Origin of the sequence: Amycolatopsis sp. NPDC023774, from assembly GCF_040639695.1 — a bacterium.
Taxonomy (GTDB): domain Bacteria; phylum Actinomycetota; class Actinomycetes; order Mycobacteriales; family Pseudonocardiaceae; genus Amycolatopsis.
Genome location: NZ_JBFAAJ010000024.1, coordinates 30,447 through 42,668, shown reverse-complemented (window position 1 = coordinate 42,668; position 12,222 = coordinate 30,447). Strand labels below are relative to the sequence as shown.

Below are 12,222 nucleotides of genomic sequence, written 5' to 3'. Positions count from 1 at the left end.
TGACTACGGTCAGAGAATGGGGGCGCCGGCAAGTCCGGGTGTGTCCTCGTGGTGTCAGCGGGTGATCAGGGGGCGGCCCAGCGGAAGGCCACGACCACCGGTTTCGGTGAACATGAGATCGGCGTAGAGGTAGACCTGGACGGCGACGAAGGCGAGGACCACGACGCCGCCGGCGCGGATCAGGCTGTTGGCGCCGGTCGCCGTGCCGGCGAGGAGCAGGGCGAGAGCAACGTCGACGAGGCCCAGCATGAGGGTGAAGCTGAACGGCAGGCGCAGGGTCACGAGGGTGACCAAGACGATGGTGATCAGCCAGCACCACAACCAGGCGACCTGCGCCTCGGTGGCGGCCACCGCGGAGGTGCCGAACCAGCCGTGGGACAGGCCCAGAGTGAGGACCACGTCACTGGCGTAGAACCCGAAGAACACGCCGAACAGGCTGGCCGACACGCTCTGTCCGAGAGCCGCGGCCCAGACGGTGGTGATCAGCAGCCCCACGGCGGTGCAGGTGCTGAGGATGGCGAGCATGGCGCTGGTGGCGCCGCCGGGCAGCGCGCCGACGTTGACGAGGCCGAGACCGAGGGCGCCCGCGATGACAGTGGGCACGCCGATGACCCCCGGGTTTCCCGCCAACGGATTGGCGGTCAGCGCTGCTTTCCCAGCAGTGGAAGTGCCGAGGTCTGGGGCGTCATCGGAGATGACGGTCATCGTGGTGCTCCTTCGTGGTGCGGATCGGATCGGTGCGCGGCGTCGATCAGGTGCGGTGGCAACGCCACGGCGGGCGCGTCTTCAGGCTGTTCTCGCCGTGGTGGCGAAGATCGGGTCGGTGGCGAGGCGCGGGCAGAGCGAGCGGAGCTGCGCTACCCCCGACCGAAGGCACAGCGCCGACGGGCGTCACCGTCGTGCGCGGTTGTACTGCACCGGCGTCGCGACCGTGGCGCCGAGTTCGGTCGCGGCCCGGCACGCCCAGTACGGGTCGCGCAGCAGCTCGCGGGCCAGGAGCACCGCATCGGCCTTGCCCGAGGTGATGATCGCCTGCGCCTGTGCGGGTTCGGTGATCAACCCGACGGCGGCAACCGGCATCCCGGCCTCGGTGCGGACCCGCTCGGCGAAGGGCACCTGGTAGCCGGGACCCGGGACGATCTTCGCGTCCGGGACGTTGGCTCCGGTGGACACGTCCACCAGGTCGATGCCACGCGCCTGCAGGTCCTTGGCGAGACGGACGGTGTCGTCCGCGGTCCAGCCCTCGCGGTGGTCCTCGGGGTTCTCGGCGAACCAGTCGGTGGCGGAGATGCGGAAGAACACCGGCAGGTCGTCCGGCCACACCCGGCGAACCGCGTCGACGACCGCCAGCGCGAACCGCGTCCGGCCCTCGAACGAACCGCCGTACTCATCGGTGCGGTGGTTGCTGTACGGCGACAGGAACTGGTGGATCAGGTAGCCGTGCGCGCCCTGGATCTCGGCGACGTCGAACCCGGCCTCCAGGGCACGTTCCGCGGCCGCCGCGAACTCCTGCACGATCTCACCGATCCGTTCCCGGCTCAGTTCCTCCGGGATCGGCGAGGCCGCGCTGAACGGCAGCGCGCTGGGCCCGACCGGTGTCCAGCAGTGTGGCTCGTCCGGTGCGAGCCGGCGCCCTCCGTCGACCCAGGGGCGCTCCGTGCAGGCCTTGCGGCCGGCGTGCGTCAGCTGGATCCCGGCTACCGTGCCCTGGGACTTCAGGAATCCCGTGATCCGCCGGAAGGCGTCAACCTGCGTGCGGTTCCAGATGCCGAGGTCGTAGGGGCTGATCCGGCCCTGCGGGCTGACCGCCGTGCCCTCGGTGATGATCAACCCGGTACCGCCCGTGGCGCGCGCAGCGAGGTGCGCGAAGTGCCAGTCCGTCGGCGCACCGGTCTGCTCGCCGTCGGGCACCGCACTGTACTGGCACATCGCCGCCATCCAGATCCGGTTGGGGATCGTCAGCGACCTGAGCGGGTACGGGGTGAAGAGCGTGGTCAACCTCGACTCCTTTGTGGACTTCGGTCTCAGTGCCGGCTCCACGGGGTCACCGGCCGGACGTCGGCCTAGAGATCCAGCGTCAGATGTGCTGTCTGCGCCCGGGAAACGCAGATCATCATCGTGGTGTTCTCGGCGCGTTCCTCGTCGGTCAGGAGCATGTCCCGGTGTTCGGGGATGCCGTCCAGGACAGCGGTCTCGCAGGAGCCGCAGACGCCCTCTTCGCATTGCGACATGTGCTGGATACCGGCGTCGCGGAGGGTGGCGAGGATGCTTTGATCGGCGGGGATGGTGCATCGGATTCCCGATCTCGCACAGGTGACCTCGAACGTCCCGTCCTGCGAGGTGTCGATCTCGTCGGCGGCGAATCGTTCGGTCCGCACTGCGACGTGAGCGGGTGCGGCGTCCTCGATGGCCGACAGCAGGCGGGAGGGGCCGCATGCGTAGACGGAAGTGCCCGGGGCCAGCCGCTGGAGCAGCTCCGGGACGTCGAGTCGACGGGTCGCCGAGGAATAGGTGCTGACGCGGTCGCCGTAGAGGTCGGCGAGTTCGGCGACGAACGCCATGCTCTCGACGCAGCGCCCCGCGTAGTGCAGTTCCCACGGCACACCGCGCGAATCCGCCTCGGCGATCATGGCCCGGATCGGCGTGATCCCGATCCCCCCTGCGACGAAGACGACCGGACCGTCGCAGGTCAACGAAAAGTGGTTCCGCAGCCCGCTGATCCGAAGCGTCGTGCCCTCGGCGACGTGACTGTGCAACCAGGACGAACCGCCTCTCGACTCGGGCTCCTGCAAGACCGCGATGCGCAAGAAGTCCGCACCGGGCGGCCCGCAGAGGGAGTACTGGCGAGTCAGTCCGGCCTGGGGAATGTCCACGTCGATGTGCGCACCGGCAGACCACTGCGGAAGCGGAGTCCCTGCCGGTGGCGCGAGATCGAGCGTCATGACCGCATCAGCGACGCGTCGGCGGCGAACGACGCTGAAGTCGAGCGGGAAGGCGCCGGTGCCATCGATGACTGTTTCACTGCTGGACGAGGTGAACGGCACGAGCATCCTTTCACTGTGAGGAGGAGGACCGGGCGGGCGAGCGGGAGCACCGCTCGCCCGCCACGGTTCCGGTGGTTACGGGGACGGCAGCTGGACGTCGGAACGATCGGCTCAGGCCACGGCGGGCAACACGGCCTGCTCGCGGTTTTCCTTCGCCGCCTTACCGAGCAAGGTCATGGAGACGAAGCTGATCAGGCACAGGGTCACCGAGTAGCCGGCGACGGCCGTCCACGAGCCCGTCCCGGTCAGCAGAGCCTGGGCGATGAACGGCGCGAATCCGCCGCCGAGCACCGCTGCGGCCTGATAGCACAGCGACACCCCGGTGTAACGGACCTTGACGTTGAAGGCGCCGGCGAGGATCGAAGCGATCGGGGCGTACGCCGCGGCGTTGAAAGCGTTGCCGATCATGCGCACGGCGAGGATCGCCCCGACGGATCCGGTGTTGACGATCAGGTAGGTGGGGAAGGCGAGAACGGCCAACCCGATGATGCCGATGTAGAAGACCGTCCGGTTGCCGATCCGGTCGGCCAGCCGGGCCGCGACGAACGTCATGCCGGCGTTGACCGCCGAACCCATGATGGTGACCAACAGCATCGACGATGCCGCCACCCCGGCGTGCGCGGTGGCGTAGGACAGCAGGAAGACCTGGCCGAGGTAGAAGTCCGTGCTCGTCACGATCGTCAAACCGATGGTCAGCGCGACGGTGCGGGGGTACTTGGTCAGCACCTGGAGCAGCGGCAGCTTTTCGGCCTTCTTGGTCTTGGCCGCGAACTCCGGGCTTTCTGCCACGCCCGAGCGCACGAAAACGGCGATGGCCACGACCACGATGCTGAGCAAGAACGGGATTCGCCAGCCCCACGCGAGAAGCGCGTTCTTGTCGAGCGCGCTCTGGAGCACCAAGAACATCGCCGCCGAGAGGAGATAGGCGATGGGGACAGCCGCCTGGGTGAAAGCACCGTAGAAGGTGCGGCGGTTGCGCGGGGCGTGTTCGATGGCCATCAGCGTCGCGCCGCCCCACTCTCCCCCGGCGGCGAAGCCCTGGAGCAGCCGGAGCAGCACGAGCAGTGAGGGCGCCCAGATCCCGATCGCCGCGTAGGACGGCAGGACACCGATCGCCACGGTCGCGCCGCCCATCAGCAGGACCGTCGCCATCAGCATCGGACGGCGCCCGTACTTGTCGCCGAGGTGCCCGATGATCACCCCGCCGAGGGGACGCATGATGAACCCGGCGCCGAAAGCGGCGAAGGCGGTGAGCGTGCCCGTCGCCGGATCGCTGCTCGGGAAGAAGACTTGCGAGAAGATCAGCGCAGCAGCCGTGCCGTAGATGAAGAAGTCGTACCACTCAATCGTCGTGCCGAGCATCGCGGCCACGAGTACCCGCGCGCTGCTCACCTTCTTCTGGGGCAACGTCGGGTCTTTCGACTTCGCCGACGCTTCGATCATTACCGTACCTCCGTTGGTGCGGTGGGGCTGGCTCGAGTGTGAAAGCGTTTTTGCTGGCCCGCGCGGGAAAACGTCGACCTGTTCAGGACGACGGCGACGGACGCGGTTCCGGAAGTTCCTGGTGGTTCGCACCCGAGGCATCACTTCATTGCTCGCTCAGCCTTGTGAGCTGACGGAGAGCGTCGCTGCTCTCAGCGACACGGCCGGCCGGTACCGGGGGGACTCGGGGCGGCGGGCCCGCTCTCGGATTTCGCGAGCGGGCCGGCCGGTGTGCGGGGTTCAGACCGTGCGCGGTCAACGGCGTCACCTGCCGAGGACGCCTTGGCTGGTCATGGGTGGCAGATCGCCGCTTTCGACGAACGCGCAGTCTTGCCGAAGCAGTGGAGGCGTTCAGGACCGCAGCGACGGGCGCGGTGTCGGCACTTCCTGGTGAGTCTCGACCCGGTGCCGCAACCACTGCTCGCGCAGCGCTTCGAGCTGTTCGTAGGCGTCGAGAGCGTCTCGGCTCTCGGCCACGCAGCCGGCCAATTCCGGGTACTCGAGGCGGCAGACCCACTCGCCGCCTTCGTTTTCGCGAGTGGACACGTCCATCATGTAAGGAATGGACAACGCGTGTTCGAGGGCGCCGTCGCCAGAGGTGTGTCCGGCGGCTTGGCTGACCTCAGACACCGGCGGCCAGCGCCGGATCGGTCGTCGGCTTCTCGGTGCCGTCGCGCAGCCCTTGCGTCGCGGTGAGCCAGTCGGCGCCGGTCGGTAGGACGACCCCGCCGGAGCGCTGCCGGTAGAGATCGGGCTCGTTGGCGCCCGGGGGAAGTTCGCCGCTGTCGGCGAAGTGGCGCAGAGCTCGCAGGATCCGGCGCCGGACTCGGATGACCATGACGTCGGAGCTGCCGAGGTGTTCACCGCTGCGGTCCAGCACGGGTCCCATGCTCTCGGTCATCGCCCGGTCCTCGAGGGGCACGCTGTCGAGGCCGGTGAAGCTGCGCCCACTGCGCTGGGCTTCACGGTCGACTTCGAAGTCGTTCTCGATCGTACGGGCGGAGCGGAACCGGCCGTGCCAGTCGGTCGTGTTCGGCAGGAGCTTGAGATTCTGGTAGGTCTCGGCACCGATCGCGAGATCGCTCGGCACCTCGTCGGCTGTGGCCAGGTAGACCATGGTGTGTTCGTCGTCGAGGGGAACCCGTGCGGTGACCGTCTTCGAGCTGCCGAGCAGCCCGGTGGGGATCATGGTGTAGAACGGGAACAGGTAGTGGGCGATGCGCCAGTAGGTCTCCTGGTCGTTGCCCGCGGGTCGATAAGCGCCGTAGGACGAGCCGAACTCGGTGTCGACCACCTTGTACCGCGGAGCCCGGTCCTCCAGCATGTGGCGCAGGAAGGTGCCCTCCGGCGCGGCATCGTTGCTCAGGTGACCGACGTGCAGGAAGCCGAAGTGGCTCGTGTCGATGTCACCCTCGAGAGCCTGAAGCCAGTTGCAGTTGATCTGGAAGACGTTGATGAACCGCGTCTCGCTCAGTTCCTCGTCGAAGAACTCCAACGCGGGCAACGGCGGCGGCTCGGCCTGCGAGCCGAGGTAGGCCCACACGAGCCCGCCCCGCTCGACGACCGGCACGGACCTGGCCCGGACCTTGTCCTTGAAATTGCTTTCGAGCGGCTCGTTCGGCATGTCGAGGCAGCGCCCCGAGACGTCGAACTTCCACCCGTGGTAGACGCACCGCAGGCCGCCTTCTTCGTTGCGTCCGAAGAACAGCGAAGCGCCCCGGTGGGGACACTGCGCGGCCAGCATGCCCACCTTTCCGGAGCTGTCCCGGAAGGCGATGAAACGTTCGCCCAGAAGAAGAACTCGTACCGGGTCGCAATCAGGCGCGGGCAACTCCGTGGACACCATCGCGGGCATCCAGTATTCGCGCATCATCGACCCCATCGGAGTCCCTGGTCCGACCTTGGTGAGTAGCTCGTTGTCACTCGAGCTGAGCATCGCTTCTCCTCGACTTCGAGGCGTGCCGCGGTACACGGGACGCGCCAACGGAACCCCCTGGACCGACCCAGGGGCAGGAACTCGAACATCGTTTACGTTTTATATTGAGACATGAGACTCGACGCATGTCAAGCACGTCTTGGCGACCGGTCCGGCGGAGGACATCGGCCGATCGAAGGGCCGGCTGTAGCATGAGCAACGTGTCCTCAGCACCCGAGAACTCCCAGGTCAGCCCCACAGACGTCGCCCTGCCACCGCAAGAGCGAGGACGGACGCGGCACGCGCAGATAGTGCGCGCCGCGGCACTCCTCATCGACTCGGCGCCCTCCTCGGGACGCCGTCCGCTGACGCTCCGGGGGATCGCCGAGGCCGCCGACACGCCCGTGGCGTCGATCTACCACTACTTCCCGGACGTGGACTCCATCGTCGCCGCGGTGGCCGCCCAGTACGGCAACGAGCTGCTCGCGGCTGTCGAAGCAGGGGTGTCTCGTGCGACCGAATCGCTGAGAAACCTGCTGGACACCATTTTCTCCATCTACCGCGAGTTCTTCGCGGCGCGGCCCGGATTGCGCGAGTTGTGGTTCGACCGGAAAGCGTCGGAGAAGGTCGTCCGCATCCACCGTGACTTCCGGGCAAGCCTGGCCAAGATGCTGCATTCGAAAATGCTCGAATACGCGACCAAACCGCACGACATCCTGGCTTATCAGGTCTGGATCGAAATCACCGGTATCCTGTGGGAACTGGCTTTCCAGTCCGATCCGGAAGGTGATCCCCGCGTCGTCGACGAGATTCACGAATTGTCTGACCGCTTCCTGCGGCGACGGCTGGGCGTCACCCTTCCGCCGTCCGACCGCGTAGGCAAGTCCGACGCCTCGACCGGCTCCGCACCCGCGGCACGTTCAGCGCTGCCCGCCTGGGATTCGCGGCTGCCACCGCAGGCGCGGGGGCGGAAGAACCGGGCCCAGATCCTTCGGGCCGCAACGGAGATCATCGATTCCCAAGGTCCGCACGGCCCTGACGTGAGTGCCCGCGCCATCGCCGAGGCAGCCGGGACGTCACCTGCGTCGATGTACCGCTACTTCGACGACCTCGATTCACTGGTCGGGGCGGTCGCCGCCGAGTACATGCACGACCTCCTGGCGGTCCTCGACGAGGTGGAGGCCGGCTCCGAAGGACTGGACTACGCCTCGCTGAACAAGCGCACGATGTCCGCGTACCGCGATTTCTTCGCGCGGCGCCGCGGCCTGCGGGAACTCTGGTTCGATCGGCACGCGTCCGAGAAGGTGCAGGAAATCCACGCCCACTACCGCCTGCTGCTCGCCGAACGCAACCGCGAGGCGATGGCCCGTCACGCCAGCCGCCCGGGGGATTTGTTCGGCTACAACCTGCACATCGAAGTGACGGGTGCTCTGTGGGACCTGGCATTCACACTGGATCCGGACGGACACCCGTACGTGATCGGCGAGATCGAAGAACTCGGCATCGACTTCGTGCACCGTCTTCGCGAGCGTGAGCACTGACATCTTCAGGAGGACACGGCTCGTGCGCGAGCCATCCCAGGCCGTCGCGGTCATGATGGGCGGCCTCACCATCGCGATGGTGCTCGGCATGCCGCTCGGATCGTGGCTCGGCGAAAGCCTGGGCTGGCGCGCGCCGTTCCTCGTCGTCGCGGCGCTCGCACTCGTCGCCCTGATGGCGCTGCGCGCACTGCTGCCGGCCGAGCTCGCCCACACCACCGGAGAGTCTCCTCGCGCAGGCACGGCGGCTCACCCACCCGCGGCTGCTGACGATGCACCTGCTGACCGCGATCGGATGGGGCGCGATGTTCGTCGTCTTCACCTACATCTCGCCGCTGCTGATCGAGGTCACGGGCATCAGCACGAGCGCGGTGAACGTGCCGCTCGTGGTGTTCGGCATCGCGAGCGTGGCACGCAACATCACCGGCGGCAAGCTCGACAACCGGCTCGGTACGAAGCCAACGCTCACCTTCGTGCTGATCGGCACGTCGATCGTGCTCGCCGGCCTGGCGTTCACCGCGCACTCGACGGTGGCGGTGTTCGTGACCATCGCGGTGTGGGGCTTCTTCGCCTTCGCCATCAACCCCGTGCCGTAGGCGAGCGTGGTGCAGATCGCCGAGGACGAAGTCCCCGACGCATGGGCACCGCCTCCGGCTTCACCATCGCCGCGTTCAACCTCGGAATCTCCGGCGGATCATTCCTCGGCGGAGTGCTCGTCGTGTCGGCCGGCGTGCTCGCGACGCCGTGGGGCGGGGTGACCACGGCCGTGGTCGCACACGGCATCGCCACAGTCTCGCTCAAGCGGCGGGCGGCGCATACGAAGGCGTTGGCGCAGGTCTGACCGGCCCCAGATCGGGCCGAGGGCGAATAACCTCGGCCCGATCAGTCTGCAGGTCCCCACAAAGTGAGCACGCTGCGGACGACTCCGCGGAGCCACTCCGTCGAGCGACCAGCGACCGCCTGCACAGCCATGCCCTGGAGGATGGTGACGACGAGCGCAACGGTCTCTGCCACCCCCAGACCCGGTGGCAGCGCGCCGTTGTCCGTCACTTCGGCAAGCCGCTTCTCCAGGGCAGCCGTGATGAGCTCCCGATTCGCGATGAGCTGCTTGTGCACCAGCACGTTGTCCGGGCCGCAGGTCAGCGCGCCCGTTGTCTCGAGGCAACCCGGCGGGGTCGCGTCGTCGCCGTGCAGCTCGGCCAAGCCGAACAACAGCCGCTCGACGATGCGGCGCGGCGTCGGCTCCTGCAGCGCCTTCTCGCGGAAGGCGAGGAACTCCTCGTGGTACACGTCCACCGCGCGGCGGGACAGCGTTTCCTTGTTGCCGAACGTGCGGTACGGGCTCGTCTTCCCCAGCCCGGTCGCGTCCATGAGCACGGCCATCGACGCGCCTTCGTAGCCGTAACGCCAGAACGCGAACATCGCGGCCCGCAGTGCCGTGCGCTCGTCAAACAAACCGAGGCCGAGCCATGCAACCTCCCGCGACCATTCGTTACCAAATGGTACCGAATCGTCCAAGTGAGGCCTCGAATCGCTTTCCCGGCGCCACCCGGTCGCGTGACCGGGCTCCGGTGGGGTGCCGGGTGGCGCCGCGCCACCCGGCACCCCACCGGGCCGGGCATGGACCACGGCCGCTCCGGCTCACCGAGGTGACGCCCACACACGGCGCGAGATCCCATCCGTCGGCGAGGGTGCCGAGCCGTTCGGGCGGCAGGTGTGCTTCTTCGAAACTCGCGCGGCCGACGTACGCCTGGTTGCCCCGGCACTCCGGCTCGCCGCCCTCAGCCTGGTCCGTCGAGGAAGTCCAGCAGAGCCGACAGCGTCGGCCGCGGGTCTTCCATGATGGCCGCGTGCCCGCCGCTCACCTCGACGAACCGGGCGCCGGCGATGCCGTCGGCGATCTCGTGAGAGTGCGCGGGCGGCACGAATCGGTCGCCGGTCGCCGCCACGACGAGGGACGGCGCCTCGACCTCGCCGAGGTCGGCGCGCACGTCGAGGCGCAGCCCGAGGTCGATCTGCGCGGCGGTGCCCGGGGCGGGGTGGGCGGTCAGCAGGGCGGCGAACTCGGCCACCCGTGCGTCGGGCAACGCGGCGAGAAACTCGTCGGCGAAGGACAGCATCACGATCAGCTTGCCCTGGTCGGGGTCCTGCCGGGCGAACATCGCTGCCCAGATCTCCAAGTTCAGCCTCAGCGTGGTCCGAGGCCGGGCGAACCCGACGACGGTCGCCAGCCGGGTGACGTGCCCCGGATGCCGCGCAGCCACCTTGATCGCGAGCGGGGCACCGAGCGACGCCCCCGCGATCGCGAACGTCTCGAGCCCTGCCGCCTGCGCTGTCGCGACGATCTGGTCGGCGACGGTGTCCGGGTCGAGCGGGCCTTCGGGGAGCGGGCTGTCGCCGGAACCTGGGAGGTTCGGCAGTACCACCGTGTACCGGGCCGCGAGGTCGGCCAAGATTGTGCCCCAGCTGCCGGTGCCCGTGCTGCTGGTGCCGTGGACCAGGACCAGGCCGGGGCCGCTGCCGTGGATTTCGTGGGTGAGTGCTTCGGTCACGAGTGCACCGTAAGATCGATTGGGCAGCCGGGGTACGACGATTCGTGCGCTGCCCCACGGTGATTTCTGCACTTCGACGGGAGGGTGCTCGGGTTGTTCGTGCACAGTCTGCGCTCCGCCGAGCAGCTGGAGCAGGCCGCCGGGCAGAGCTACGTGCCGATCGTTGCCGAGCGCCGCGCCGATTTCCGCGGACGGCTCGCGCTGCAGGCCGTGGGGCAGGACCTCACCCTTGCCGAGGCCCGGATGTCGCCGCTGCAGACGTCCCGAACCGCCCGGCTGGCCGCGACAACCGGCCGCGACGACCTGCTGCTCTTCTGCTTACACCTGGCAGGCACCGGCCGGCTCTCCCAGCACGACCGCTGTGCCGACCTCGGTGCCGGTGTCGGCGTGCTGTACGAATCCGGCAGCCCGTGGGACCTCACCGCCACGACCGACGTCCACACTCTGCTGCTGCAGTTTCCACGCAGCGCGCTGCCCGTGCGCCCGACTGTGCTCACCGACGGCCTCGCCCGGCAGATGGCTCCGCAGTGGCCCGCCGTGCAACTCCTGTCGGGCTACCTCGACGGCTTGTTCCGCTTCGCGCCCGTCCTCACACCCGAACAGCGCCACGACGCGGGCGCAGCGAGCCTCGACCTGCTCGCCATGGTCCTGCGTGGCATGGCCCCCGCCGCGCCGGCCGGACCGGCCGCGGGTGCGGTGCTGCTGGAAATGCTGCGCGCGCACGTTCACGAGCACTTCTCCGACCCGCGGCTCACCGTCGCCGAGCTGGCGCGCCGCCACCACCTGTCGGTCCGGCACGTCCACACTTTGTTCGCCGACCTGGGTACCACTCCGGGCGCCTATCTCCGCCGGCACCGCCTGCACGCCGCGACCGGATTGCTGACCGGCGCTCGTCCGGTCGCGGACGTCGGGACTGCCGTCGGGATGCCGGAGCTGCGGACATTCGAAAGGGCGTTCCGCCGCGAGTTCGGCACCACGCCTGCCCGGTGGCGCAATGCGTTCTAGGTCCTTTGTGGACTCTCGGTGCCGATGGTGCCGATCGGTCGACACCCTGCGACGCCGGGCGGGGGTCAGCACATGATCGTCTTCCCGAATCTCCCCGTTGCGCGGCCCGGACGCCGGAACCTTCGGGAAGCGAGTCATGGTGCCGATCATGAACCTTCGCGTGGTGTTAGTGGGTCTGCTGGGAACACCCGCGATCGTCCACTATGCCGCCAAAGCTGTGACGACGCCCGGCGGCGAGCCGGTGGCGCAGGGCGATTCGCAGGCCGGCCTGATCTTCGACGGCACGCCTTGGTGGGTTGTCGCGGACATGCGGTGACGTCACGCCGACGAGTTTCCCGTGAGCGCATGGGCTTCGCGCAGCAGTAGCGCACCCAGCTCGACGAGGCATTGCTCTGGGAAGCGGAATTCCACGCCCGTCAAGGCAAGCGCCCACGCGGGAGCGCCGGAGCGACCGAAAACGGCGCCGGCCAGATCCCAGCTGCCCCGACGACGAGGCCAGCGTTGAGCGAGTAGCCCGTCTTCCGGGTGCGTGTGATCCGGGCGCGGATCTCGCCCGCACTGTCCGCCGGGCCCCACTTCTGGGTCAGGTCGACGCGGCCGAGGTACTCGTCAATGTCCCGATCGGGCAGGAACGACAGCACGGCGCCGTCCGCCCCGGGGATCGGTCCTCGTCGCGAACGCGCACC

The 12,222-nt window shown here is 68.4% G+C and carries 13 protein-coding genes and 2 pseudogenes; 6 read left to right on the top strand and 9 right to left on the bottom strand.

The annotated features are described in order from the left end of the window. Positions 1-54: 54 nt before the first annotated feature. The 6 genes from AB0F91_RS34815 to AB0F91_RS34790 form a co-directional block, all read right to left on the bottom strand. Entirely contained in the window at positions 55-705 is a 651-nt protein-coding gene (locus AB0F91_RS34815) for a GPR1/FUN34/YaaH family transporter (RefSeq protein WP_360604548.1), read from the bottom strand. A 186-nt stretch (positions 706-891) separates the two neighbouring features. Next, the gene (locus AB0F91_RS34810; protein ID WP_360604546.1) at positions 892-1,998 is read right to left on the bottom strand and encodes an NADH:flavin oxidoreductase/NADH oxidase; all 1,107 of its coding nucleotides are present in this window, start codon (positions 1,996-1,998) and stop codon (positions 892-894) included. Between the two features lie 65 nt (positions 1,999-2,063). Continuing rightward, positions 2,064-3,050, bottom strand: a complete 987-nt coding sequence (locus AB0F91_RS34805; RefSeq protein ID WP_360604543.1) for a PDR/VanB family oxidoreductase — start codon at positions 3,048-3,050, stop codon at positions 2,064-2,066. A gap of 105 nt (positions 3,051-3,155) precedes the next feature. Continuing rightward, entirely contained in the window at positions 3,156-4,487 is a 1,332-nt protein-coding gene (locus AB0F91_RS34800) for an MFS transporter (protein WP_360604541.1), read from the bottom strand. A 390-nt stretch (positions 4,488-4,877) separates the two neighbouring features. Then, the gene (locus AB0F91_RS34795; protein WP_360604539.1) at positions 4,878-5,156 is read right to left on the bottom strand and encodes a hypothetical protein; all 279 of its coding nucleotides are present in this window, start codon (positions 5,154-5,156) and stop codon (positions 4,878-4,880) included. Further along, complete coding sequence (locus tag AB0F91_RS34790) at positions 5,149-6,462, bottom strand: Rieske 2Fe-2S domain-containing protein (protein ID WP_360604537.1); 1,314 nt, start codon at positions 6,460-6,462, stop codon at positions 5,149-5,151. The genes AB0F91_RS34795 and AB0F91_RS34790 overlap by 8 nt, the downstream gene beginning before the upstream one ends. 290 nt (positions 6,463-6,752) lie before the next feature. Here AB0F91_RS34790 and AB0F91_RS34785 point away from each other — a divergent pair, with 290 nt between their 5' ends. The 4 genes and pseudogenes from AB0F91_RS34785 (at position 6,753) to AB0F91_RS34770 (ending at position 8,820) form a co-directional block, all read left to right on the top strand. After that, entirely contained in the window at positions 6,753-7,982 is a 1,230-nt protein-coding gene (locus AB0F91_RS34785) for a TetR/AcrR family transcriptional regulator (RefSeq protein ID WP_360604535.1), read from the top strand. After that, positions 7,972-8,208, top strand: a pseudogene (locus AB0F91_RS34780) (MFS transporter); the annotation flags it as partial. The gene AB0F91_RS34785 and the pseudogene AB0F91_RS34780, both read left to right, overlap by 11 nt. Positions 8,209-8,233: 25 nt before the next feature. Next, positions 8,234-8,575 (top strand): annotated as a pseudogene (locus AB0F91_RS34775) (MFS transporter); the annotation flags it as partial. 41 nt (positions 8,576-8,616) lie between these two features. Continuing rightward, positions 8,617-8,820 carry a hypothetical protein gene (locus tag AB0F91_RS34770; protein WP_360604711.1) on the top strand — a complete coding sequence of 68 codons (204 nt, stop codon included), beginning with the start codon at positions 8,617-8,619 and terminating at the stop codon, positions 8,818-8,820. A 41-nt stretch (positions 8,821-8,861) separates the two neighbouring features. On the opposite strand, the gene AB0F91_RS34765 is transcribed toward AB0F91_RS34770, so the two are convergent. Together AB0F91_RS34765 and AB0F91_RS34760 are read right to left on the bottom strand one after the other, a co-directional pair. Then, positions 8,862-9,434, bottom strand: coding sequence for a TetR/AcrR family transcriptional regulator (locus AB0F91_RS34765; RefSeq protein WP_360604533.1), 573 nt, complete (start codon positions 9,432-9,434; stop codon positions 8,862-8,864). Positions 9,435-9,760: 326 nt separating this feature from the next. Then, positions 9,761-10,531: an alpha/beta hydrolase gene (locus AB0F91_RS34760; RefSeq protein WP_360604531.1), complete on the bottom strand. Its 771-nt coding sequence runs from the start codon at positions 10,529-10,531 to the stop codon at positions 9,761-9,763. Between the two features lie 99 nt (positions 10,532-10,630). Here AB0F91_RS34760 and AB0F91_RS34755 point away from each other — a divergent pair, with 99 nt between their 5' ends. Together AB0F91_RS34755 and AB0F91_RS34750 are read left to right on the top strand one after the other, a co-directional pair. After that, positions 10,631-11,536 (top strand): AraC family transcriptional regulator, encoded by a 906-nt coding sequence (locus AB0F91_RS34755; protein WP_360604701.1) that lies wholly within the window; start codon positions 10,631-10,633, stop codon positions 11,534-11,536. Between the two features lie 136 nt (positions 11,537-11,672). Beyond that, positions 11,673-11,852, top strand: coding sequence for a hypothetical protein (locus AB0F91_RS34750; protein WP_360604529.1), 180 nt, complete (start codon positions 11,673-11,675; stop codon positions 11,850-11,852). A gap of 100 nt (positions 11,853-11,952) precedes the next feature. Here the strand turns inward: AB0F91_RS34750 and AB0F91_RS34745 are convergent, their stop codons facing one another. Next, the gene (locus AB0F91_RS34745) at positions 11,953-12,177 is read right to left on the bottom strand and encodes a hypothetical protein (protein WP_360604527.1); all 225 of its coding nucleotides are present in this window, start codon (positions 12,175-12,177) and stop codon (positions 11,953-11,955) included. Between the last annotated feature and the right edge of the window lie 45 nt (positions 12,178-12,222).